Genomic DNA, 22,905 nt, shown 5'->3' with positions numbered 1-22,905 from the left:
CTGTTAAGGTTCGCCAACTCAAGAATAGGGATTAAAAAATGGATAAGCTGGCTAGCTTTTATCATGCGCATATTGCTGAATTAAACCGTCGTGTGGCGGAAATATCACACCGTGAAGGATTAGCGGGATTGGTCATCCATTCTGGTCAACCTCATCGCCAATTCTTAGATGACATGAATTATCCATTTAAGGTTAATCCACATTTCAAAGCGTGGTTACCGGTTCTGGATAACCCTAATTGCTGGGTTATTGTGAATGGTATCGATAAACCTAAATTAGTTTTTTACCGTCCTGTGGATTTTTGGCATAAGGTCAGTGATGTTCCCGAAGCATTTTGGACCGAACACTTTGATATTCAGTTATTGACTAAAGCTGACAAGGTTGCGGAGTTTCTACCAAAAGATTTAACGGGGTGGGCGTACATTGGTGAGCATTTGGATGTCGCCGACGTGCTTGAGTTTTCCTCGCGCAATCCAGATGCTGTAATGAATTACCTGCATTATCATCGAGCTGATAAAACACAATATGAGCTTGAGTGTTTACGTCGTTCAAACCAAATTGCAGTAAGGGGCCATAAAGCGGCGAAAGGTGCATTTTTTAATGGCGCCAGTGAATTTGAGATCCAGCAGCAGTATTTGGCCGAAATAAGTCAAGGTGAGAATGAAATGCCCTATGGCAACATTATTGCCCTCAATCAAAATGCCGCAATTTTACATTACATGACCTTAGCGCACGTAAAGCCGCAACAGCGATTGTCTTTTTTGATTGATGCTGGCGCGAGTTACCATGGTTATGCAGCGGATATTACCAGGACTTATTCCTTTGAGAAAAACCGTTTTTCTGAGTTAATCAGTGCACTAAACCAACAGCAGTTAAGTATTATTGATGCAATGAAGCCTGGGGTGAAGTACACAGATTTACATATCATGACTCATGAACGGATTGCACAGTTGTTGATTGATTTTAAGTTAGCACATTCGGACGTGGCAACATTAATAGACTCTGGTGTAACGAGTGCGTTTTTTCCTCATGGTTTGGGGCATATGCTCGGCTTGCAGGTACATGATATGGGTGGATATTCCCATGACGAAAGAGGGACACATATCCCCGCACCTGAAAAACATCCATTTTTGCGTTGCACTCGAACGTTAGCGGTTAATCAGGTGTTAACCATAGAGCCTGGTATTTATATCATCGACTCGTTACTGAATGACTTATCAAATAATGCAAAACAATTAGTGAATTGGCAAACCGTTGATTTAATGCGGCCCTTTGGTGGGATCCGTATTGAAGATAATGTCATCGTCCATGCTGATAGAAATGAAAACATGACAAGAGAGAGTGGTCTTGACTGAGAGTTATTCGATACCAGAGTCTAACTTATTGATTGAAGAAGAGATAAAGCATAGTCGCTTTATCTCTTTTCTGTTTCATTGTCCAAGTCAGGACACTTTGAAGTTAACACTTACTAACATTAAGCAGGAATACCCTGGGGCAAGTCATTACTGCTACGCCTATGTTGCCGGTGCGCCGAATGATATGGTGAATATTGGCTCCAGTGACGATGGTGAGCCCGCCGGAAGTGCGGGAAGACCTATGCTTGCTTCCTTGCAAGGGGCTAATATCGGTGAGGTTGGCGCGATTGTGGTGCGCTATTTTGGCGGTACTAAGCTAGGTGTCGGTGGTTTAGTCAGAGCTTACAGTTCGGGTGTTAAGCAAGGGATGCAACAACTTAGCGTGGTGACTAAATTTATTCGATATCCAATTAGCCTGAGTTGTAGCTACGCGCAATTAGCTGATATTGAGTATATTGTCGCGCAACATGACGGCGTTATGTTAACCAAAGAATTTACAGACAAGGTTGAACTTAAGTTTGAATTAGCCAAAGATGCGTTAGAACATTTCAATACACAACTTGCCACCCTGACTCAGGGTGAACTTCAAGTGAAGTTTACAGTTTGAGCTACGCAGAACTTATGCCAAAATGCCCTGACAGATCGTATTTCTTTATATCTTTACAACATTTAGCCAACAGAAGCCATTAATGCAATATAAAACAATTATAAGAATCACGGGGTTGTTGATGGGGTTATTCTCTATCACCATGCTTCCTCCTGCGTTGGTGGCGGTGTTATATAAAGATGGCGGTGGTACGGCGTTTATTCAGGCGTTTTTTGTTAGCTTATTTTTAGGTTTTTTGCTTTGGTACCCCAACCGTCGAGAAAAAGGCGACTTACGTACTCGCGAAGGATTCCTCATTGTTGTGTTGTTTTGGACCGTACTGGGATCGATTGGTGCGTTACCGTTTATTTTTTCTAAAGAGCCCGATCTAAGCTGGACTGATAGCTTTTTTGAATCATTTTCGGCGCTGACAACGACAGGGGCCACGGTTATTGTTGGCCTAGACCATTTACCTAAAGCCGTACTGTTTTATCGTCATCTATTACAGTGGATGGGGGGGATGGGGATCATCGTTTTGGCCGTAGCCATTTTGCCACTATTAGGTATTGGTGGTATGCAGCTTTATAAGGCTGAAGTACCTGGGCCAGTAAAAGACAGTAAGATGACTCCAAGGATTGCTGAAACGGCTAAAGCCTTATGGTACATCTATTTAATGTTAACAATTGCATGTGCAACAGCATTTCATTTTGCAGGAATGGACATTTTTGATGCTATCTGCCACTCATTTTCAACTATCGCCATTGGTGGTTTTTCGACTAAAGATGCTAGCTTAGGGCACTTCGATAGCCCATTAATTAATATTATATGTGCGGTGTTTTTATTAATTGCAGCGGTTAATTTCAGTCTACATTTTGCAGCATTTACCCGTCGAGGTATTAACTTTAAAATCTATTTTAAAGATGCCGAATTTAAAGTGTTAATTGCTGTGCAGTTAGTCTTAACCGCTATTTGTTTTATCACCCTATATTCATCTGGTATTTATGATTCACCAGAACAAACCTTAGATTATGCTTTTTTCCAGGTTGTCTCGATATCCACCACAGCAGGTTTTGGTACCGAAAGCTTCCATTCCTGGCCCTTGTTCCTGCCTATTTTACTGATTTTTTCAAGTTTCATTGGCGGTTGTGCCGGGTCAACAGGTGGAGGAATGAAAGTAATCCGACTCATTTTACTTATTTTACAAGGCTCGCGTGAGCTTAAGCGCTTAGTACACCCTAAGGCCATGTATTCAATTCGTATTGGTGGTACAGCGTTACCCGATCGTATTATCGATGCGGTATGGGGGTTCTTTTCGGCCTATGCTTTAGTGTTTGTTATTTGTATGGTCATTTTAATGGCAATGGACATGGATGCGATTACCGCGTTTAGTGCGACAGCTGCCAGTTTGAATAACCTTGGCCCGGGGTTAGGCGATGTGGCTAACAATTACGCAAGTATTACTGATGGTGCTAAATGGGTGCTCGTAATGGCGATGTTATTTGGGCGTTTAGAAGTGTTTACTCTATTGGTGTTATTCACGCCGACATTTTGGAAAAATTAATGCAAAGTTTGATGGTGTATTCAACGGTTGATGGGCAAACATTAGCGATTTGTCAGCGAATAAAGCAGCAGCTTGAGCAGGCTGGACAGTCTGTTAACTTGAAAGATGTTGCTCAGGTTAGTCAAGTCGATGTTAACAACGCAGAGCAGATCATTATTGGTGCAAGCATTCGTTATGGCAAACATAGATCTGCATTGTATGATTTTATTTCAACCCATAAGACGAGTATTGAAGGCAAGCCAAATAGCTTTTTTACGGTTAACGTGGTGGCAAGAAAACCTGAAAAAAACACCCCTAAAACCAACCCATATATGCAAAAATTTTTAGTATTGTCACAATGGCAACCGCAGTTGCTTGGTGTTTTTGCAGGTAAAATTGATTATCCAAAATACCGATTTTTCGATAAATTTATGATCCGCTTTATTATGTGGATGACTAAAGGCCCGACTGATACAACGGGAACATTTGAGTTTACTGATTGGCAGAAAGTTGATGAGTTTGCTGCGCAGTTAGTGCAGCAAACCTCTCACTGAGCGCTTAAGGCGAGGGCGTGAATATTAAGCGCAGTAACGACGGTGTAGTATTGATATTACCTCTGTGACCTGCTCGTTTTTCAAGGTATAAAATACTACCTGTGAGCTCTTACGTGTATTAACCAAATCTTCTGCTCGCAATACGGCTAAGTGTTGTGACAGTGCTGACTGACTTAATGGGACCGTTTCGTTTAGCTCTGTCACACTAAGTTCTTTATCCAGCAATAAACATAAAATCATTAATCGGTAAGGATTAGCGATGGCTTTTAGCCATTTTGCAGCCGTTTCAGCATTTTCTAACATGGTCGTGACATCAATCTCTTGCTGCATGATGAATTCCTTGGGCGATTATCTATATGAGAATCATACTCGTGCGGAAGAGAGATCTCAATTATCAGTATTAATTATATGAGCTAATTCTAATTTGTGATCATTTCATCGGTATCTCAGCAATATTTTTGCCACACTAGTCCTTTGTTAATCAATAAGGCTAAACCATGTCTAAAATATTGGTACTGTATTATTCTCGAGGTGGTCATACTGCGCAAATTAGTCGTGCCATTGCTCAACAAATCATGGCGACGGGTAACGGGTGTGATGTCGTTAATATCCATGATGTTAAAGGCGATATTGACTGGCCTCAATATGATGCCATTGCATTAGGCGCATGCGTGTTATACGGCTCTTATCATAAGTCTGTTTTTGAGTTTGTTGAGCGCTATCAAGCGCAATTAACCCAAGCACCTAACAGCTTTTTTTGCGTAAATGTGGTTGCCCGCAACCCTGAGAAGCGCATTCCTGAAAACAATAAATATCTACAAAAGTTTTTATCGCTGTCACCTTGGCAACCGCAAGATGTCAAAATTATTGCCGGTAAGGTAGATTACCCATCCTGGCCTTGGTATGACAGTTTGATGATCCGGTTAATCATGAAAATGACCGATGGACCAACAGATCCTAAAGCGATTATCGATTACACCGACTGGGATGATGTGAAGTGTTATGCCGAGCATATATTGACGTTGGTTAAGCAGTAGCTCATAGGTGATGGCCTATAATTTATAGGCCTTAGACATTGCTAGTATCGCCAAAATTGGGGGTGAAAAAGAACTGCAACGGTCAGTATTTCTAAACGGCCTAATAACATTCCTATTGCTAATGCCCATTTTGCCACATCTGAAAGGCTTGAAAAATTACCTGCTGGGCCGATGATTGAGCCTAAACCAGGGCCAACATTCGCAACCGCAGTAATTGCACCGGTGAAGCTGGTCATCGTATCTAAACCTGTTAAGACTAATACCATTGATAAACTTAAAATAACCAGGAAAAACAACATAAAAAAGGTCACTAATGAGCGCACAATATCATCATGCACTTTGTGGCCATTGTAGGTTTCTTTGAAAATACCATTGGGGTGAAACTGATGTTTGATTTGCTGACGCATAATCGCCATGGCAATTTGAAATCTGAAAATTTTAATTCCACCAGATGTGGAGCCGGAACAGCTACCGACGAGCATTAAAAATAAGAAGGCGGTACCGGCAAACGCTCCCCAGGCTTGATAATCAGTTAAGCCATATCCTGTGGTTGTGACTACTGATATGACATTAAAACTGGATAATCTTAATGCATCAATAAAGGCTAATTCTTTGTGAAAATACAGCCACACAGCAATGCTTAGTGATACAACACCAACAAACAGTAGAAATCCTTTTACTTGCTGATCGTTCCAAATGGACAGATTACGTTGTTGGATAGATTGGACAAACATCAATAGCGGTAAACCGCCTGCGAGCATAAACACAACCCCAACCCAGTGCGATGCATTAGAGAAGTGAGCCATTGAGCTATCAGATGTAGAGTATCCGCCAGTTGAAAGCGTGGTCATAGCGTGATTAATGGCTTGAAACCAATTCATCCCCGCGAGGTGATAAGCCAATGCACACAGTAATGTGAGACCAGCGTAAAGAAGAAAAAGGTGTTTGGCCATGTGTTGGGTTCTTGGAGTGGTTTTATCACTCCAATCCGATGATTCTGTTCTAAATAAACGCATACCACCCACGTTTAAGAATGGTAAAACAGCCACCGCCATGACAATAAAACCGATCCCGCCAAGCCATTGCAATAAAGAGCGCCAAATTAAGATGCTGTGATCCATGCTATCTAAACCTGATAACACGGTTGAGCCTGTAGTTGTAATACCTGACATGGTTTCAAAAAATGCGTCGGTATAAGTGATACCGTGATAAAGAGTGAAGGGTAGAGCCGCACAAAAACTTACCGCTAGCCAGGTGGCACTGGTTAACACAAACATGTCGCGAATATTTAAGCGAATGTCATGTGGTCGCCCTGATTGGATACAAATGGTTGCGATAATTCCAGTGAATAAAGCTGATAGCATAAAGTCACCAATGGTTTCTTCGCCATATGCTAGCGCGAAACCCATTGGGATAAGCATAAAGCCTGTGAGGATGGCGAGAAATATGCCAATCACAAAAACCAGTTGCTTGAGATTTATCATTTATAGTCGAACTAAAAGAAAAAAGCGCTCGGTTGGAACAGCTTTTCAACATCGCCGATAAACTTCTTATTTACTAAGAAAAGAATCACATGATCTCCTTGCTGAATAACCGTTTTGTCATGCCCCATTAGTACTTCATCTTTGCGTACAATGGCACCAATAGTCGTACCCGGTGGCAGTTTGATGTCGCCAATTTGTTTACCGACAACTTTAGATGTATTGGCGTCGCCGTGGGCAATCGCTTCAATGGCTTCTGCTGCACCACGACGTAATGAATACACATTACAAATATCACCTTGGCGAATATGGGTCAGTAAAGCTGAAATGGTAGCTTGCTGAGGGGAGATGGCAATATCGATATTCGCTTCTTGAACAATATCAACATAGGCTTCACGTTGGATAAGCACCATGACTTTTTTGGCACCTAAACGTTTGGCTAACAAAGCAGACATGATGTTGGCTTCATCATCATTGGTCACGGCAATAAACACATCTGTTTGGTCGATATGCTCTTCATTTAATAGTTCTTGATCCGATGCGTCACCACAAAAAACGGTGGTTTTTTCGAGTTTCTCTGACAACATTTCGGCGCGCTCTTGGCGATGCTCTATCAATTTTACCGAATGATTTTTTTGTAAACGTTTCGCTAAACCAAAACCGATATTACCCCCGCCGGCAATCATAATGTTGCGATACGAGTTATCTAGCTTTTGCATTTCACTCATTACAGCGCGAATGTGGCGGCTATCGGCAACAAAGAATACTTCATCGTCAGCTTCGATAATTGTGGTACCACGGGGCATGATGGCTTTACCTTGACGGAATATTGCCGCTACCCGGGTATCAATATTAGGCATATGTTCACGCAATGTAGCAAGTGCATTACCCACTAATGGGCCACCGTAATAAGCGCGCACCGCCACTAGGCTCAGTTTTCCTTCAGCAAACTCAAGTACTTGAAGCGCTCCTGGGTATTCAACCAAACGATGTATGTAAGCAGTTACTAACTGTTCTGGCGCAATTAACTCATCGATGATAAAACCACCGCGTGGTTTTGCGTCACTCGATTTTACTTCTGAATTAATGAATAACTTTTCGCGCAAATCTAAATATGGCTCGGAACGGATCCGGGCAATTTTAGTTGGGGTACCAAACAGTGAATAAGCAATTTGGCAAGCCGCCATGTTACATTCATCGCTGTTGGTTACCGCAATCAGCATGTCAGCATCTTCGGCGCCAGCTTCTTTTAAGACGCTAGGATGTGCACCATGACCAACAACAACGCGTAAATCAAACTTATCCTGTAAAATTCTAAGTCTGGCTCGATCGTTATCAACAAGAGTGATGTCGTTGTTTTCGCCAACTAAATTTTCAGCTAGCGTGCCGCCTACTTGTCCAGCGCCCAAGATGATAATCTTCATATCCTTGCCAATATCCTTACAGTGCTTTTATTAAGCGAGCGTAGTAGAAACCGTCCATATTGTCCTGGCCGGGTAAAATCTGCCAGCCAATATCTTGTGCATTTTGTTGCTGACTAATCGGCACTAATTGCGCGTCAGGAGTACGAGATAAAAACGCGCTAACTTGCTGACTATTTTCTTCCGGTAATATTGAGCACGTTGCATAAAGTAACGTACCTCCGGGTTTTAACCATTGCCAACAGTGATCAAATATCTGTTGTTGTAAAATGGCCAGCTCAGCAATGTCATTATTTTTACGCAGCCATTTGATATCTGGGTGACGACGGATTACACCGGTCGCTGAACAAGGTGCATCTAACAGAATACGGTCAAATTTTTCACCTTGCCACCAAGTATCAATATTGGCAGCATCGCCATGAATAACTTGCGCTTTTAAATTCAATCTGTCGAGGTTTTGTTGCACTCTGGCTAAACGATTTTCGTCAAAATCTACCGCAACAATTTGGGCTTGAGGTGCTTGCTCTATGATATGACAGGTTTTGCCGCCAGGTGCTGCGCAGGCATCTAGGATTAACTCACCGTTTTCTGGGGCTAATAAGGTGGCTGCCCATTGTGCGGCACCATCTTGAACTGAAGCAGCGCCATCCATAAAACCGGGAAGTAGATGCACATCTTTTGGACTTTCTAGCAAAATAGCATCAGCACTTGTGCCTTTTGTTGCTAAGACTTCCTGTTCAGCCAAGGTGGCAATGTAGGCATCGCGGCTTTGTGATAATTGATTGTTACGTAACCACATAGGTGGACGCTGGTGGCTTTGCTCAATAATGTGTTGCCACTGTTCAGGATACGCTTGTTGTAAGCGCTTAATAAACCAGGCGGGAGTGTTATAACGAAGTGTATCTGCTTCTGTCGACAGTGGAGCATTATTACGCTGAATATTGCGTAATACCCCATTAACCACTTTGACTAAACCATCAAACTTTAATTGTCTGCAAGCTTCAGCGGTTTCTGAAATCGCAGCGTGTGCAGGAATACGGGTAAAGTAAAGCTGGTAACACCCCACAAGCAAAAGCTGGTAAACGATTCGCTGCTTACCCTTAAACGGTTTGGCTAAACAATCACTAATACATTTATCAAGCTGAGGCAGTTGGCGCATGACGCCATAGCAAATCTCTGCCATCAAGGCTTTGTCTTTGCCATTATCAAGATGTTGCTGTTGTTCCGGTAGGGCAACAGATAGGGATACGCCTTTTTCTAATACATCAAAAATGGCTTTGGCGGCTAATGCGCGCACATTCATGCTAATTTGCCTCTTGGCTTAATAGGGTTCCAACGCTAAACCAGTCAGCTCGTGAGTTAAGAATGTCAGCAACAGCTAATGGTTTTTTGTTGGGTAACTGCATGGTGTCGATTATTAAGCTGCCAGAAGCGGTGGCGATGACGATGCCATTTTTATCCGCCTGAGTAATGGTCCCTGGCGCCGCTGTATTTAATGACGTGTCGTAACGCACTTGCCATACTTTAATGCTGCTTTGTTGATGTTCGAAATAACTGACTGGCCAAGGGTTAAAAGCGCGCACTTCTTGCCAAAGCTGCTTAGCGGGTTTATTCCAGTCAAGCTTGGCTTCTTCTTTTGATAATTTCTCAGCGTAATTAGCTAAGGATTCATCTTGTTTTTCGGCGGTTAAGGCGCCTAAGCTTAATTGCGCTAAAGCATCGATAAGGGCATCAGGGCCTTGAAGCGCTAACTTTTCATAAAGACTGGCAGATGTATCTGTGTCTTCAATTTTTAACGCAGTTTTTAGCAGCATGTCACCGGTATCTAAGCCTATGTCCATTTGCATAATGGTTACGCCGGTTTCATTATCACCTGCCCATAATGCTCGTTGAATTGGCGCAGCACCTCGCCAACGCGGCAAGATTGAACCATGAACATTTATGCAGCCTAATGTAGGTGTATCGAGTACGACTTTCGGCAAAATCAGTCCATATGCCACCACAACCATAATGTCTGCATTTAGCGCAGCAAGCTCGGCTTGAGCATCCTCATTACGTAACGATGGTGGCTGGAAAACGGCAATGTTATGCTCAACCGCTAATTGTTTTACTGGGCTAGGGGTCAATTTTTTACCACGCCCTGCAGGTCTGTCTGGTTGGGTATAAACAGCACAAACATTGTGCTCTGATGCAATCAACGCCTGTAAATGGCGAGCTGCGAAATCGGGCGTGCCAGCAAAAATAATATTTAACGGTTTCAAATCAGCCCCTATTCTTTAGCTGCTAAGCGAGCTTCTTTTTCAAGCTTAGTTTTAATGCGTTGACGTTTCAGTGGCGACAAGTAATCCACAAAAAGCTTGCCTTGTAAGTGATCCATTTCATGTTGAATACAAATAGCAAATAGCTCATCGGCTTCAACAGTAAAAGCTTCGCCATGGCGATCAAGTGCTTTTAGCGTGACTTTTTCTGCGCGGTCAACTTTGGCATAAACCCCAGGAACAGATAAGCAGCCTTCCTCATTGGCAAAGTCGCCACTAGAATTGACAATTTGTGGATTAATGAAAATTGTTGGGCGTTCTATTTCGTCTTGTAAGTCCATTACAATCAGTTGCTGATGAAAATCAACTTGCGTTGCAGCTAGCCCAATGCCTTTTTCGTGGTACATTGTTTCTAACATGTTATCAATTTGTGTCTGAAGTTCTGGGCCGAAGTCTGTTACAGGCTTGGCTACAGTGCGCAAACGCTCATCTGGAAAACGTAAAACATTTAATAATGGCATAGATAAACTCTTAACAAATCTGTCAATATTTAGCTTGTTAGCTATACTGACTGTAAAAAATAGGATAATTTTAATCCTAACGGGCCTTCAATAATAGTAAAAAGCTCAAATATAGAGCTTAATAACATGGACACCACCATGAAACGGATATTACTACTTGCTTTTATGACATTGAATATCTTTGGATTAAATGCAGATACATTAACTTTAAAAGCGGGACATCCCGATACTTATGTCGTTAAAAAAGGCGACACACTTTGGGATATTTCTGGCTATTTTCTTAAAGATCCCTGGCGCTGGCCGACATTGTGGGGTGTTAACCCACAAATTGCTAACCCTCATTTAATTTATCCCGGTGATCGACTGACGTTAGTGTTCATTGACGGTCAACCGCGTTTAGTCAAAAAACAACATATTAAGAAAGGTGTTGAAGGGCGTATCGTGCCTAAAAGTGATGCGATACCTGCAATTGACTTAGCGCTTATTCAACCGTATTTATTACAAAATCGTGTAGTAGAACAAGAGTGGTTAACTGCACAGCCTTTTGTGTTAAGTGGCGAAAGTGAGTCTAAGCATCATATTCTTAACGACATTGTGTTTGTAAATGCCAATATGCCAATGGGGCAGAAAGTGGCAATTTATGAGCCTGGTCGAGAATTTTTAGATACTGAAACCGGTGATGTGCTAGGGCGTGAAATTATTCTTACCGCCAGTGGCCGCGTGACAACTGATGGTGAAATATCAAAAGTACAACTATTAAGCAACCTGCGCGAAACTAAAGTCGGTTATGCGGTTATTCCGGTTGAAGATGAAGCCTTAATGTCAGCTTTCTTCGTACCCACTGCTGCAGCATTAGATGTGCCTGCTAGTGTGATTGCTACTGCTAGCGCTAACCTTGAAGCAGGTAAACTTGAAGTGGTTTATTTGGACAAAGGATTAAATGCCGGTGTTCAACCTGGTCATGTGTTTGCTATTTATCGTGATGGTGAAGAAATTATATTAGATAACAACGGCCAACCAGTACGAACTGTAGACCGTTCATCATACGATAATGTCGTGGCTCACTTTTCAGATGATAAAGTGTTTAAAGTCCCTGATGTTTATCATGGTAACTTAATGGTGTTTAAAGTTTTTGATAAAACTAGCCTAGGGTTAATAATGATGAGTGATCGTCCGGTAAGAGTAAAAGATAAACTGGTTACTCCAGCAAACTTAACGTTTAAAGGTGAATAATTACTGACAATCTGGTCGATTGGCTGGTTGTTTCTGCTGTATCTGGGCTAGGACCCGCTCGGATTAAACAATTACTGACTTACATGGATGTAGAAGAGTTAAGGCAAAGACTGCAGTTTGAACCCAGTGCTTTGCCTCTTTCATCTCATACCTTGCAAGCTTGCGTTATCGATTTTGATAAAGTCGATAACGCGCTTGATTGGCTTGAAAAAGATAATAACCATCATCTGATCTGTTTATCTGATCCTCAATATCCTCCATTACTTCAACAAATTTATGATCCCCCTTCCGTTTTGTTTATCAAAGGTAATCTCAATGCATTGTTACCACCATCTATTGCGATAGTGGGCAGTCGTAGTATGTCTTTGCATGGTGCAGACACTGCAGCTAATTTAGCTATCTCGTTATCTAATCAAGGGTTTAGTATTACTAGTGGCATGGCCGCTGGTATCGATGGTGCAGCGCATAAAGCTGTGGTTGCCAATAATGGTATGACGTTAGCGGTACTCGGCTGTGGCGTTGATGTGATTTATCCTAAGCGACATAAAGCGTTATATGATAATATCCAGCAAAATGGCTGTGTGATAAGTGAGTTTTGGCCGAACGTAAGCCCTTTAGCAGGACATTTTCCTCGGCGTAATCGCATCGTTAGTGGATTAAGTCTAGGAACGGTCGTTGTTGAGGCTGCGCGCAAAAGTGGCTCATTGATCACAGCAAGATTGGCCATGGAGCAAAATCGAGAAGTGTTTGCCGTTCCAGGTTCAACCGTGGCAGGATTTCATCAAGGCTGTCATGATTTAATTAAAAATGGTGCAAAGCTTGTTGAGAATGCTGCCGATATAATAGAAGAGTTAGGGTGTTTATCTCAATATCACCTTGAACAATTACATCAGCGTCACCATATACAAGATAACGAAATGAGTAATTTGCCATTTCCTTCACAATTAGCTAGTCTGTTAACAAGTGTAGGATATGAGACTACAACAATTGATGCGGTAGTCGAGCACAGTGGAAAACCAATAGATCTGGTGTTAGTACAATTGCTTGAACTTGAGTTACAAGGGTGGGTTACCGTGGTACCCGGTGGTTACGTCAGATTAAAGAGGAGTTAGCCATGTTTGATATCCTCATGTATTTATTTGAGAACTATGTTCATAGCGAAATAGAGCTATTGGTTGATGAAGATGAATTAACCAAAGAGCTTACTCGTGCAGGTTTTCATCAGGTCGATATTATTAAGGCCTTGGCATGGCTTGAGCATTTAGCCGACTTGCAAGAAAGCGAGCAGCCGTATTTATGCAATCATGCGCAACATTCTTTCCGTATTTATACTAAACAAGAAATGGCCAAGCTAGATGTGCAATGTCGCGGATTCTTATTGTTTTTAGAACAAATTCAGGTGTTAAGCGTCGAAACACGTGAAATGGTTATCGACAGAGTCATGGATTTAGATGAACCCGCTTTAGTATTAGAAGATTTAAAATGGGTGATATTGATGGTGTTATTTAATGTGCCCGGTAATGAGTCAGCCTATGAGCAAATGGAAGATTTAATCTTTGAGCAGCCTGATGGAAGGTTGCACTCATAAATAAATGAGATAAAAAGGAGGCTTTGGCCTCCTTTTTCGTTTTTCATCAATCTAAAAATGCAAATGTTTGTTATTTTGAGTGAGATGGCTTGGGATTAAATAATCACGGTAGCCATAGCGATCGAGTTTGTTTATTTTTGCAGGTGCTTGCGCTGTTTCATTTTCAAAAGCGGCAGCTTGATCATTAAGCCATACTGCAAATTGCTGTTGATGTTTGCTGAGTTCAACCAGTAACAGCTCATAACCTTCGAAGTAGTCCGTTTTTAAGTAGCGGCTTAGCTGCACAAAATCATCATGGTAATTTTCAGCGAGAAAACGAATTGCCATGTAACTCCACTTGTAAGTTCTATCTTGGCCATCTTTGTATTCGGTGGCAAATATCTCTGCCAATGTCGGCGCTTTCTCTATATCCCGTTTAATCACTTCGAATGTTGTGGGGTTATCATTGCCTTTAGATACGTATTCGGCGAGGCCTTCTGACCACCACACCATTTTGCTTGGAAAGTGTCCAAAACCGCCATACTTTACAAAGTGGCCATCTAAATAATGCACATATTCATGGTTAAGATTCCAGATGGCAAATTCTGGTTCAATCCAAAACTGGCGATAAGCAAAAAATGTTGCTTGGTTGCCTGGTTTTGATGGTGTTCCTTCAATGTACATACCACCATTATCAGTTTGAATATCAAAGAGTAGTTGACCGTAGGCGTTATATTGGCTCCAGTTTTTGAATGCCACTACGCGAAGGGCGTTGTTGCCATCGTTGGCTGTAGGCGTATTTTGGGTCTGGAGTAATTGGTGGAAGCTTGATTCTTGTGAGGTCAGCTTTTCACAGCTCAGAGCTAACTCTTGCTGATTAAGATCTTGTGCCAGAATAAACAACGAATCAGAGCAAGGATAGTTTATCGGTAAGATCTCGGAGAGTGTCGGTATTTGACAAATTTCATTCAGCTGTTGGCAACTTTCCTGCCCAGCAAAAGCGTTGACGTGAAAGCCTAGTGTGTAAGTGTGTTTCGCGATACTGCCACGTAGGTCTACATCGGCTTTGGCTATTTTGGCGACCGCTGAATCGATGGCTAATTCAGCGGAAGTAGGATTACCATCCTCACCACTAGGAAGTGCGAGACGATATTGTCCTAATGCCCAATACGCATTTGCTCTTGGCCAATCTTGCTGCGCACGCAGGCTTTCAGGTGAGCTAGCGAAGGCTAATAACGCTTGGCTGATATTTGCATCGATAAGCTGCTTCGAGAGTGCGCCTTCATTATTCTTTCTGGCATCAGTGAGCAGTAATCCGTAAGCTCTTAAGGTTTCCCATAAAGCGTAGTCATTCGCCTCTGTGATAGGTTGTTTGGCGAGTCGTGTTAATTGTGTATTGAGTATTGGCAGCAGCTCACTCAGCAATAACGCTGTGTCGTCAGTATTGTAATAAAGGTAAAGGGTTACAGCGAAGTGCTCTTGTAGCCTTGGGCTGTCATTAAATGCTTGTAGTGTTGATAGCTTGATTAAAGCGTTAGTCAGTCGCTGTTTATCATCCTGAGTCACTGTATCTAAAGGGCCGAAATAGCTGAATGCTCGCAGAAAATAGAGCTGTCTATCAAGTTGCTCTGGGATATTTTCATTTTGAATGAGCTTAACGGCTTGATTGAAAGAATCTCGGGTGTGTTGATAATCATGGGTAAAAAATTGATCAACAGAGGTAGTTTGTAGCTGTTGAGCAATGGCTGGGTTGGTATCTATTGGCTTTACCGTGCTGCAACCAGAGAGCAGAACTAAGCTCGAATAAAGAAAAGATAAAGCAATAAATGAACGGGTTAACATAGCACCTCCTTTTTTTTGTATACAATATACAGATGGTTTTGTGCGAAGGCTAGCTATAATTAGATGCTTATTCGATATCCAAGCAGCATCGAGCTTGGTAAAATGCACAAAGATTCAGCCAATGAGATAACCATGTCAAAAATTGACCAGCAACTATTTACTGTCCATGAGCATGCTTTAGAAAAAGAGTTTGAACTCTGTCCTAAGTGTGGCTGTGAGTTATCGTTAAAACACAGTAAGCACGGTAGCTTTATTGGTTGTAATAATTATCCGACATGTGAATATACTCGGCCTTTAGTGCAGCATGAATCAATCGAGACACAGGTTATTTCTGGTTCAAGTTGCCCTGAATGTGGCCATGAGCTGGCTGTGAAATCAGGGCGGTTTGGTATCTTTATTGGCTGCACGCATTATCCTGAGTGTCATCATATTGAAAAACATGATCACAGTGATGAAGCTGAAGCGATAACCTGCCCACATTGCTTAAAAGGGCTGTTAGAATCGCGTACTAGCCGTTATGGAAAAACGTTTTTTTCCTGTAATGCCTATCCTAAATGTAAATATATCGTCAATTACCCACCCATAAGTGAATCCTGTCCTGATTGTGGATTTGGCATTTTGGTTGAGCGAAAGGGCGCTGCTGGCAATCGAGTTGAGTGTCCGCAAAAAATGTGTAAATACAAACGTTCGTTATAATCTAATTGTGTTGAGGATCAATCATGTTGCAAGTGCAGCCAGACGCTGTTGTTGACGTTGTTTTAGAGGGTGGGGTAATTGCATATCCTACAGAAGCAGTATTTGGTTTGGGGTGTGATCCCGACAATGATACCGCTATTCAAAAACTATTGGCTGTAAAACAACGCCCATGGCAAAAAGGCTTAATTTTGGTGGCAAGTAATTTTGATCAACTAACGCCTTATATTGACGAGTCTCAATTGACATCTGCCCAACTTCAATTTGCGTTTTCTAAGTGGCCTGGCCCATTTACATTTGTTATGCCAATTAAACCCACCGTTTCGAAGCTGTTATGTGGTGAGTTTGCATCGATAGCAGTGAGAGTTTCAGCTCACCCCGTGGTTCGCGCACTTTGCGACTCGCTGCAGAAACCGTTAGTATCAACTAGCGCAAATTTAGCGGGTGAAGATCCCGTTGTTTTGGCCGAACATATACTCAGTGATTTTGAGGGCAAAATTGATGCATTGGTGATGGGAACTTTAGGAGAACAGCGCCAGCCCTCGACGATTATTGATGCGCTCACAGGTCAAATTATTAGAAACGGAAACTAATTATATGCAAACTGGTTCAGATGCCGTCAGTTTACCCAATGCAGAACAAGTAAAAACATTTTTATTATCGTTACAAAAAAATATTTGTCAGCGATTAGAAGCTCTTGATGGTAAATCTACCTTTAGTGCAGAATCATGGAAGCGTGAAGAAGGCGGCGGTGGTACCAGTATGGTATTAACCCAAGGCAACGTGTTTGAGCAAGCAGGAGTTAACTTCTCTCATGTGATGGGGGCAGCAATGCCTGCATCGGCTACCGCACATCGTCCAGAACTAGCGGGCAGAAGCTTTGAAGCTATGGGTGTGTCATTAGTGATCCACCCAAATAATCCTTACATTCCAACAACCCATGCCAATGTCAGATTTTTTATTGCACGCAAAGAGGGCGCAGATCCTGTTTGGTGGTTTGGCGGTGGATTCGATTTAACGCCTTATTATCCGTTTGAAGAAGATGTTATAAGCTGGCACCAAACTGCGCATGATTTATGCTTGCCGTTTGGTGAAGATGTTTATCCTAGGTATAAAAAATGGTGTGATGAATACTTCTTTTTACCGCACCGAAATGAAACTCGTGGTGTGGGTGGATTGTTTTTTGATGATCTAAACGAACCTGGGTTTGAAAATAGTTTTGCGTTTATGCAAGCGGTGGGTAATGGCTTCATTGAAGCTTACGAGCCAATTGTTGAACGCAATAAAGATTTAGAATATCAAGATGAAGAACGTCAATTTCAATTATACCGCCGTGGGCGCTATGTTGAATTTAATCTTGTTTATGATCGTGGCACCCTGTTTGGTTTACAAACCGGTGGTCGCACCGAATCAATTTTAATGTCGATGCCGCCACTTGTGCGCTGGGAGTATGGATTTACGCCTGAAGAGGGCACTCCTGAAGCAGAATTATATGAGTATTACCTTAAACCACAAGACTGGTTGAAGTTGAATTTATAAACCTAGATTTAAGCGACTTTTGTTACTGGTTGCGCATATGGTCAGCTAACGTTGAAATAGCCTGAATAATCGCCTGTCGATGTTCAGGCTTTTTTACGCACTTATCAACAGCTGCGCGCATACAGATTAGCCATTGATCACGCATCGAGTCATCAATACTGAAAGGCATATGCCTAGCGCGAAGTGCTGGGTGACCATGCTTTTGTTGGTAAAGTTGCGGCCCACCTAACCAACCACTTAAAAATTCATAAAGCTTAGCTTCAGATTCTGCAATAGGTGATCGGTGAATTGCCAGCAAAGATTGGGTTTCTGGTCGTTGTTGCATTTGTTGATAAAATTCATGGGCAATAGCTCGAATCACTTTATCTCCCCCAATCAAATCGTAGGCATTGGATTGCTCAGGATCTCTATCCTGTTGAGCATCATGTTTTGAGAAAATTTTTTTAAGCCAATTCATAACAATACCGAATATTTGTTTGATTTATATTATATCTCAATAAAACTCGGTTATTCCAATTACGCTAGCGTTGAAGTTTTGGTTAATGTTTTGAAACGATTTAGTTAACTTTTCTGTTTTGTTTGTCAGCCTATCTTGTTAAATTGACGGCAATTTAAAAGGAGAACAATAATGACTAAGATGATGCCATCTTTAGTGATGATTGCTGTCACTACGGCCCTTGTGGGTTGTAACCAATCAGAAGCTCAAGATCCAAAAGTAACCATAAATAAAAATCCTTACCCTAGTACCTATCAGGTTTTACCTAGCACAAAAACAATTATCAAAAATGCCACAGTGTTAACAGGAACCGGTGAAAAGTTAGAAAATGCTGATGTAATAATGATTGATGGCAAAATTAATGCCGTTGGGGAAAATCTCACTGCAGATGGTGCCACTATTATTGATGCCCAGGGTAAGTGGGTCACCCCAGGTATTATAGATGTCCACTCCCATTTAGGTGTTTATCCAAGTCCTAATGCTGAATCTCATAATGATGGCAATGAGATGACCAATCCAATCACAGCGGAAGTATGGGCTGAACATAGCGTTTGGCCGCAAGACCCAGGGTTTAACCGTGCCCGTGCAGGCGGGGTGACGACGATGCAAATTTTACCAGGTTCAGCCAACTTAATTGGCGGACGGGGTGTAACCCTAAAAAACGTGCCATCTGAAAGCATGCAAGCAATGAAGTTTCCTGATGCACCCTACGGTCTAAAAATGGCTTGTGGAGAAAACCCTAAGTCGCTTTATGGTAGCCGTTCAGAACTGCCGATGACGCGAATGGGTAATATGGCTGGTTATCGTCAAGCGTTTATCGAAGCCACAGAATACAAACGAGCTTGGGATAAATATGAAGCCGATTATGCCGCTGGTAAAAATGCCGTCGCGCCGAAACGGGATTTAACCTTAGATACCTTAAAAGGGGTGTTAGAAGGTGAAATTCTTATTCACAATCATTGTTATAAAGCCGAAGAAATGGTGATGATGATTGATTTAGGTAAAGAGTTTAATTATCACTCAGGTACCTTCCACCATGCTATTGAAGCCTACAAAATTGCAGATACGCTAGCTGAAAATGGTAATTGTGCTGCTATGTGGCCAGACTGGTGGGGATTCAAGTTAGAAGCTTACGATATGGTACTGGAAAATGTGGCCATAGTTGATGCTGTGAAAAACTCATGCGCAGTCGTGCATTCAGATTCACCTGTGACAATTCAACGTCTGAACCAAGAAAGCGCTAAAATTATGCATAACGCCAATGCCAGCGGTTTCAATTATACCGAAGAGCAGGCAATTAGCTGGATCACTGTTAACGCCGCTAAGTCTTTAGGCATTGCGGATAAAACGGGATCACTTAGCGTAGGCAAAAATGCTGATGTGGTTATTTGGAACGTTAATCCGTTTAGTGTTTACGCCAAAGCAGAACAAGTATTTATCGATGGTGCCAAAGTGTTTGATCATCAAGACACTCGTTATCAAGCACAAAGCGATTTTTTACTTGGACAGGAATAAGGTGGATACTATGAAAAAAATGACCAAATCTTTACTCGCCCTTTCTTTGGCAAGCACTTTGCTTGGCACGTCGGGTTTAGCATTAGCTGATTCATTTGCTATTACCAATGCCACAGTGCATACCGCAACAGAGCAAGGGGTAATACAAAATGCCGTTGTTGTGGTTAAAGATGGTGTAATTACCTCTGTCGTCCCTGCCACTGCAGGCATAACATATGACGTTGACAATATTATCGATGCGCAAGGCGGCATTGTTACACCAGGCTTTATTGGCTCAATGAACATACTCGGACTGGTTGAAGTTAACGCAGTGACAGATTCTAGTGATGCATGGGATAAAAAGGCTGATATAACCTTTGATCCTAGTTTTGGTTACAACCCTAAAGCGAGTAGCATTGCATTTACACGTAAAGGTGGCATAACGCTTAATGTGGTGGCCTCTAGTGGTGGTGAAGATATCCATTCTGGCCAAACGTTTTTGGTCGATTTAACAGGTGATTGGGATAGTGTTAAGGCAACAAGTACTGGCGTATTTGTTAGCTTAGGAGCAAATCATGAAGGTTCTCGTGCTACCTCCATTCAACAATTAATAACCCAATTAGAAAAAGGACAAAAGTCATTAGCTAAAGTATCGAAAGATAAAAAAGCAAAAGAGGATGCGCCAGAGCCAGAAGCGGCGGATGAAATTGTTAAGTCGATATTGTCTGGAGAAAAGCCTTTAATCGTTTCCGTTGATCGGGCCAGCGACATACTTGCCATATTAAAACTGAAGCAACGCTTTAATGTAAATCTTGTGCTAGTTGGTGCCGCAGATGCTGTTTTGATTAGTGAGCAAATTGCAAAAGCCAATGTCCCAGTGATTATTGATGCAATGCGAAACTTACCAGAAAGCTTTGATTCACTGCATAATGATTTAAGCAACGCGGGTAAATTACATGCCGCTGGCGTAAAAGTGATTTTGTCAAACATGGGTGACAGCCATAACATCTATAACTTACGTTATAGTGCTGGAAATGCCGTTGCCAATGGAATGGATTACAATGCTGCAATAGCTGCATTAACTGTCAATGTTGCAGATACATTCAATATTGACAGTGGCAGTATTATGGTCGGTAAGCCCGCTGATATTGTTATTTGGAATGGTGACCCGTTTGAATTCAGTAGTCATGTGGTAAAAATGTACATAGACGGTAAAGAGCAAAGCACTCAAAGCCGTCATGATAAGTTACGTGAGCGCTATACCACACCTTCTGATATGCCACGTGGTTACACTAAGTAGTGCCAAAGCACTTTAAGAAAGAGAGATAATTGATGACCGAGTTGTATGCCGTATTGGGTAACCCTATTGCGCAAAGTAAATCACCTTATATTCATGGTGAGTTTGCCAAGCAAACCTTGCAAGATATAAGTTATCAAGCAATCCAACCTCCGGTCGATCAATTTGAGTCCACTTTGCGCACCTTCATAAAGCAAGGTGCAAAAGGTGCGAATGTTACCGCTCCATTTAAAGAGCAAGCTTTTACATTGTGTGATGAACTCAGTGAATTAGCTAAACTAGCTGGCGCGGTGAATACGCTTTCTTTTACTGTCACAGGAAAAATCATTGGTGATAATACCGATGGGGTAGGTTTAGTGAATGATCTACAAATTCAGTTTGGTTCTCTAGCAGGTAAACGAATATTGCTTGTTGGTGCTGGTGGTGCTGCAAGAGGGTGTATATTGCCTTTACTGCAAAGTAATATTAGCAAGCTGGTGATATGCAATCGTACATATAGCAAAGCTAAGCAATTAGCTTTGCTATTTAACGACTTCGGTAATGTTTATGCTGAAAACATTAATACATTAAATGATGAATTTGATATTGTCATCAACTCAACTTCAGCTGGCTTGTCTGGAGAATTAGCACCATTACCAGAGTCTGTTATTGGTAAAAATACAATGTGCTACGACATGACCTATGGGAAAAAACTGACCCTATTTAATCATTGGGCTCAATCCGTTGGCGCAATAAAAACAGCGGATGGATTAGGTATGCTCGTAGGCCAGGCAGCAAAAAGTTTCAGTATTTGGCGCGGTGTCATGCCTGATCCCCAAATAATAATGACCACTATTCGTCAGCAGATGACATAATGTTTTACCGATCCTGTTTATTTTATAACGTGATAGAGATGGAAAACATATGAATCAAAATCTCATTTTTGGTGATGATGTCACCGCGTTGGAAAGCGCTGTGAGATTTTCAGCACAGCAACAGGGACAAGTTATCCAGTGCCTGATAAGTTTTTCCTCCCTAACTAAATTGTCTTCATTGCTAGTCACTGTGAACAATGCAGTAACGGTATTTGAACAGATAAGGTTTGATATTGAAGAGTTAGCTGAAAAAGCAATAAAAGATGAGTTATTTGAAGATGATGGTTCTATATTATTGTAAAGGCAACATTATTGCCGATTAAAAAGCTGAAATATTGTTCAATACAAGGAAACATCTGTTTCTAAGTATTGAACAAATAACACTTTCAACAATCTATAAGTAATACCAGAAGCTAATAACTTGCTTCTTGTTGAACCTCAACAAGGTATTCATTCTTCAGGCGTACATAGTTATCAGCCGATTGAGGTAAGAACGCTTTTTCAGCATCCGTTAATTCTCTGGCTTGTTTACAAGGGCTGCCCACATACAGGTAGCCACTTTTAAGCACCTTATTAGGTGGAACCAAGGTACCCGCCCCCACAATGACATCATCCTCAATAATGGCACCATCCAATAAAATGGCACCCATACCGATGAGAACACGATTACCCACCCGACAACCATGCAACATAGCCTTGTGGCCAATAGTCACATCATCGCCAATAATCAATGGATGACCATCAGGGTTTGATGGTGATTTCCGGGTGACATGCAAAACACTTCCATCTTGTACATTACTGCGTTTACCTATACGAATGTGATTTACATCTCCCCTGGCTGCAACAAGTGGCCAAATACTGGCATCATGGTCTAAATTGATGTCTCCAACCAAAATAGCACTGCTATCTACATATACACTATCAGCTAATTCGGGGTGCTTACCTTGGTAAGATCGTAAGTTGGAAGTCATAAATATCCTTAGAAATGGCGTTTTTTAAAAGTATAATGCTTAAAAACTAGCTAGTCAGGTCAATTTACCAACAAGTGAGCCATAAATTACAAAAAACTTCAAAAAAGGGGTTGCGCAAAAATCTTAGCTCCCTATAATGCGCATCCACTGACACGGCACAGCGCGA

Annotated in this window: 24 protein-coding genes; 15 read left to right on the top strand and 9 right to left on the bottom strand. The window is 41.8% G+C overall.

Annotation, left to right across the window (positions count from 1 at the left end; all coding sequences use genetic code 11):
* The first annotated feature begins 38 nt into the window (after positions 1-38).
* The 4 genes from pepQ to hemG (ORI98_RS13525) all read left to right on the top strand — a co-directional run bounded on the left by pepQ (position 39) and on the right by hemG (ORI98_RS13525) (position 4,035).
* Complete coding sequence (pepQ, locus tag ORI98_RS13540; RefSeq protein WP_306135557.1) at positions 39-1,355, top strand: Xaa-Pro dipeptidase; 1,317 nt, start codon at positions 39-41, stop codon at positions 1,353-1,355.
* Complete coding sequence (locus ORI98_RS13535; RefSeq protein ID WP_261299178.1) at positions 1,348-1,962, top strand: YigZ family protein; 615 nt, start codon at positions 1,348-1,350, stop codon at positions 1,960-1,962. The genes pepQ and ORI98_RS13535 overlap by 8 nt, the downstream gene beginning before the upstream one ends.
* 82 nt (positions 1,963-2,044) lie before the next feature.
* The gene (locus ORI98_RS13530; RefSeq protein ID WP_306135556.1) at positions 2,045-3,502 is read left to right on the top strand and encodes a TrkH family potassium uptake protein; all 1,458 of its coding nucleotides are present in this window, start codon (positions 2,045-2,047) and stop codon (positions 3,500-3,502) included.
* Entirely contained in the window at positions 3,502-4,035 is a 534-nt protein-coding gene (gene hemG / locus ORI98_RS13525) for a menaquinone-dependent protoporphyrinogen IX dehydrogenase (protein ID WP_306135555.1), read from the top strand. The genes ORI98_RS13530 and hemG (ORI98_RS13525) overlap by 1 nt, the downstream gene beginning before the upstream one ends.
* 24 nt (positions 4,036-4,059) lie before the next feature.
* Here hemG (ORI98_RS13525) and ORI98_RS13520 read toward each other — a convergent pair whose 3' ends face one another.
* Positions 4,060-4,365, bottom strand: a complete 306-nt coding sequence (locus ORI98_RS13520; RefSeq protein WP_261299181.1) for a metalloregulator ArsR/SmtB family transcription factor — start codon at positions 4,363-4,365, stop codon at positions 4,060-4,062.
* 167 nt (positions 4,366-4,532) lie between these two features.
* Here ORI98_RS13520 and hemG (ORI98_RS13515) point away from each other — a divergent pair, with 167 nt between their 5' ends.
* Positions 4,533-5,072: a menaquinone-dependent protoporphyrinogen IX dehydrogenase gene (hemG, locus tag ORI98_RS13515; protein WP_261299182.1), complete on the top strand. Its 540-nt coding sequence runs from the start codon at positions 4,533-4,535 to the stop codon at positions 5,070-5,072.
* 41 nt (positions 5,073-5,113) lie between these two features.
* Here hemG (ORI98_RS13515) and ORI98_RS13510 read toward each other — a convergent pair whose 3' ends face one another.
* Genes ORI98_RS13510 through def form a run of 5 tightly spaced genes read right to left on the bottom strand, consistent with a single transcriptional unit; the run spans position 5,114 to position 10,753 of the window.
* Positions 5,114-6,556, bottom strand: coding sequence for a TrkH family potassium uptake protein (locus ORI98_RS13510; protein ID WP_306135554.1), 1,443 nt, complete (start codon positions 6,554-6,556; stop codon positions 5,114-5,116).
* 11 nt (positions 6,557-6,567) lie between these two features.
* Entirely contained in the window at positions 6,568-7,977 is a 1,410-nt protein-coding gene (gene trkA, locus ORI98_RS13505; protein WP_261299184.1) for a Trk system potassium transporter TrkA, read from the bottom strand.
* Positions 7,978-7,993: 16 nt separating this feature from the next.
* The gene (gene rsmB, locus ORI98_RS13500; RefSeq protein WP_261299185.1) at positions 7,994-9,277 is read right to left on the bottom strand and encodes a 16S rRNA (cytosine(967)-C(5))-methyltransferase RsmB; all 1,284 of its coding nucleotides are present in this window, start codon (positions 9,275-9,277) and stop codon (positions 7,994-7,996) included.
* Position 9,278: 1 nt separating this feature from the next.
* Positions 9,279-10,235 (bottom strand): methionyl-tRNA formyltransferase, encoded by a 957-nt coding sequence (gene fmt, locus ORI98_RS13495; protein WP_261299186.1) that lies wholly within the window; start codon positions 10,233-10,235, stop codon positions 9,279-9,281.
* Positions 10,236-10,243: 8 nt separating this feature from the next.
* Positions 10,244-10,753, bottom strand: a complete 510-nt coding sequence (def, locus tag ORI98_RS13490; protein ID WP_306135553.1) for a peptide deformylase — start codon at positions 10,751-10,753, stop codon at positions 10,244-10,246.
* A gap of 126 nt (positions 10,754-10,879) precedes the next feature.
* Between def and ORI98_RS13485 the strand changes: the two genes are divergently transcribed.
* The 3 genes from ORI98_RS13485 to ORI98_RS13475 all read left to right on the top strand — a co-directional run bounded on the left by ORI98_RS13485 (position 10,880) and on the right by ORI98_RS13475 (position 13,574).
* Positions 10,880-11,986, top strand: coding sequence for a LysM peptidoglycan-binding domain-containing protein (locus tag ORI98_RS13485; protein ID WP_306135552.1), 1,107 nt, complete (start codon positions 10,880-10,882; stop codon positions 11,984-11,986).
* An 83-nt stretch (positions 11,987-12,069) separates the two neighbouring features.
* On the top strand, positions 12,070-13,098 hold the full coding sequence (gene dprA / locus ORI98_RS13480) for a DNA-processing protein DprA (RefSeq protein ID WP_306135551.1): 1,029 nt from the start codon (positions 12,070-12,072) through the stop codon (positions 13,096-13,098).
* A 2-nt stretch (positions 13,099-13,100) separates the two neighbouring features.
* A complete protein-coding gene (locus ORI98_RS13475; RefSeq protein WP_261299190.1) occupies positions 13,101-13,574 on the top strand; it encodes a DUF494 family protein in 474 nt (157 codons plus the stop codon).
* Between the two features lie 51 nt (positions 13,575-13,625).
* Here ORI98_RS13475 and ORI98_RS13470 read toward each other — a convergent pair whose 3' ends face one another.
* Positions 13,626-15,395: a collagenase gene (locus ORI98_RS13470; protein WP_306135550.1), complete on the bottom strand. Its 1,770-nt coding sequence runs from the start codon at positions 15,393-15,395 to the stop codon at positions 13,626-13,628.
* Between the two features lie 132 nt (positions 15,396-15,527).
* Here ORI98_RS13470 and ORI98_RS13465 point away from each other — a divergent pair, with 132 nt between their 5' ends.
* Genes ORI98_RS13465 through hemF form a run of 3 tightly spaced genes read left to right on the top strand, consistent with a single transcriptional unit; the run spans position 15,528 to position 17,627 of the window.
* A complete protein-coding gene (locus tag ORI98_RS13465; RefSeq protein ID WP_306135549.1) occupies positions 15,528-16,091 on the top strand; it encodes a type I DNA topoisomerase in 564 nt (187 codons plus the stop codon).
* A gap of 23 nt (positions 16,092-16,114) precedes the next feature.
* A complete protein-coding gene (locus ORI98_RS13460; protein WP_306135548.1) occupies positions 16,115-16,681 on the top strand; it encodes an L-threonylcarbamoyladenylate synthase in 567 nt (188 codons plus the stop codon).
* Positions 16,682-16,685: 4 nt separating this feature from the next.
* Complete coding sequence (gene hemF / locus ORI98_RS13455) at positions 16,686-17,627, top strand: oxygen-dependent coproporphyrinogen oxidase (RefSeq protein WP_306135547.1); 942 nt, start codon at positions 16,686-16,688, stop codon at positions 17,625-17,627.
* 22 nt (positions 17,628-17,649) lie between these two features.
* Here hemF and ORI98_RS13450 read toward each other — a convergent pair whose 3' ends face one another.
* A complete protein-coding gene (locus ORI98_RS13450) occupies positions 17,650-18,084 on the bottom strand; it encodes a group II truncated hemoglobin (RefSeq protein WP_306135546.1) in 435 nt (144 codons plus the stop codon).
* A 171-nt stretch (positions 18,085-18,255) separates the two neighbouring features.
* Between ORI98_RS13450 and ORI98_RS13445 the strand changes: the two genes are divergently transcribed.
* From ORI98_RS13445 to ORI98_RS13430, 4 genes are read left to right on the top strand one after another with little or no spacing between them, the layout of a single operon-like run.
* Positions 18,256-19,638: an amidohydrolase gene (locus ORI98_RS13445; RefSeq protein ID WP_306135545.1), complete on the top strand. Its 1,383-nt coding sequence runs from the start codon at positions 18,256-18,258 to the stop codon at positions 19,636-19,638.
* A gap of 10 nt (positions 19,639-19,648) precedes the next feature.
* Positions 19,649-20,917 carry an amidohydrolase family protein gene (locus ORI98_RS13440; protein WP_306135544.1) on the top strand — a complete coding sequence of 423 codons (1,269 nt, stop codon included), beginning with the start codon at positions 19,649-19,651 and terminating at the stop codon, positions 20,915-20,917.
* A 32-nt stretch (positions 20,918-20,949) separates the two neighbouring features.
* Positions 20,950-21,768, top strand: a complete 819-nt coding sequence (gene aroE, locus ORI98_RS13435; RefSeq protein ID WP_306135543.1) for a shikimate dehydrogenase — start codon at positions 20,950-20,952, stop codon at positions 21,766-21,768.
* 49 nt (positions 21,769-21,817) lie between these two features.
* Entirely contained in the window at positions 21,818-22,069 is a 252-nt protein-coding gene (locus tag ORI98_RS13430; protein WP_261299199.1) for a DUF1488 domain-containing protein, read from the top strand.
* Positions 22,070-22,181: 112 nt separating this feature from the next.
* On the opposite strand, the gene ORI98_RS13425 is transcribed toward ORI98_RS13430, so the two are convergent.
* Positions 22,182-22,739 (bottom strand): gamma carbonic anhydrase family protein, encoded by a 558-nt coding sequence (locus ORI98_RS13425; protein ID WP_261299200.1) that lies wholly within the window; start codon positions 22,737-22,739, stop codon positions 22,182-22,184.
* Between the last annotated feature and the right edge of the window lie 166 nt (positions 22,740-22,905).

The sequence above is a fragment of the Shewanella sp. ULN5 genome (genome assembly GCF_030731885.1).
Lineage (GTDB): Bacteria > Pseudomonadota > Gammaproteobacteria > Enterobacterales > Shewanellaceae > Shewanella > Shewanella holmiensis.
Note: the sequence above shows the minus strand (reverse complement) of the source record. Positions and strands in the feature narration are given on the sequence as shown.